This window comes from Streptomyces sp. W16, assembly GCF_033194735.1.
Lineage (GTDB): Bacteria > Actinomycetota > Actinomycetes > Streptomycetales > Streptomycetaceae > Streptomyces.
In genome coordinates, this window is sequence record NZ_JAWOAI010001117.1 from 1 (window position 1) to 1154 (window position 1154).

Consider the following 1154-nt stretch of genomic DNA (forward strand, 5'->3'; position numbering starts at 1 on the left):
TACTGAGCTTGAACTCATGAAGTCGTTGGGGTGAGAGATAGTCCGGTTCCAGCGAGGCATCCGTCGATGAGGTGGGGGCGGTACTGGATCTTTCTCATGCCCTGCCGGATGGTCTGGATGAGGTGCTCGGGGGTGGTGAAGGCGGTGTTGGACAGCCAGCCGCGGCGCAGCAACGACCAGATGCCCTCGACCGGATTGAGGTCGGGGGCGTAGGAGGGCAGCTGGTAGACGGTCAGCCAGTCCTGCCGGGCGATGAACTGCCGCATGCCGTAAGCGAGATGGACGTTCAAGTTGTCCCAGACGAGCACGATCGGCCCGCCGAGCTGGGTGTGAGCGGTGATGAGCAGGTCGCGGTAGTCGGTCCAGGCGAAGCTCTTGCGTCCGTCTCGTCGGCCGTCGTCACGGCGCGGCCGGTAGATCAGCCGGGAGCGCTCGCCGGGCTTGTAGCAGGTCAGTGCGGCGATCGAGATGCGGCGGCGGGAGCGGCCGCGGACCCGGATCACGGGGGTCTGCCCGCGTCGGGCCCAGGTGCGGGCGATCGGCGGCGTCATCGAGAAGCCGGACTCGTCCTCGAAGACGATCCACGCGTCGAGCGCCGCCGCGGTCCTTCCACCTGCGGCCAGGTCTCCTTCACCCAGCCGGTGACCTTCTCCTCGTCGCGTTCGACGGCCCGTCTGGCCGGCACCTGGCAGGAGTAGCCGTGCCGGATCAGCAGCTTGCGCACCCCCTGCAGGGTGTAGCTCTTGTGGAACCGGCGGCCGATCACGGTCTTGATCCTCGACAGCGTCCATCGCTGATCCGGCCAGCCGTGTGCGACCGGCCCCTTGGCCAACTCCGCCTCCAGCTGCACGAACTGGGCCTCGCTCAGCCGCGGTGGCGAGGCCGAACCCGCCGACCGAAGCGCCCGAGGACCGCCCTTGTCCCAGGTCCGCCGCCACCGCTGCACCGACCGGACGCTGACCCGTAACTCCTTCGCGATCGCCGAACTCGGCTCACCCGCAGCGAACCGCTCGGCCGCCCTCAACCGGATCCCCTCACGGAACTGCCGGCGCTCGTCCGACAGACCACCACCCTGCGCATACCTCATAAGAGACGGCGTACCGCGAGGATCAAGCTCTGTCAGCGGCTACGACAACCCGCGTTCAAGCTCAGTA

At 67.8% G+C, this 1154-nt stretch carries 1 protein-coding gene; it reads right to left on the minus strand.

Features of this window, described 5'->3' with window-relative positions; genetic code table 11:
• Positions 1-14: 14 nt before the first annotated feature.
• Positions 15-1087, minus strand: a protein-coding gene (locus tag R6V09_RS54840) for an IS630 family transposase (RefSeq protein ID WP_442810318.1) whose coding sequence is annotated in 2 segments (ribosomal slippage) — positions 15-641 and positions 644-1087 — 1071 coding nt in all. Because the reading frame shifts where the segments join, the coding sequence is not laid out codon by codon here.
• Between the last annotated feature and the right edge of the window lie 67 nt (positions 1088-1154).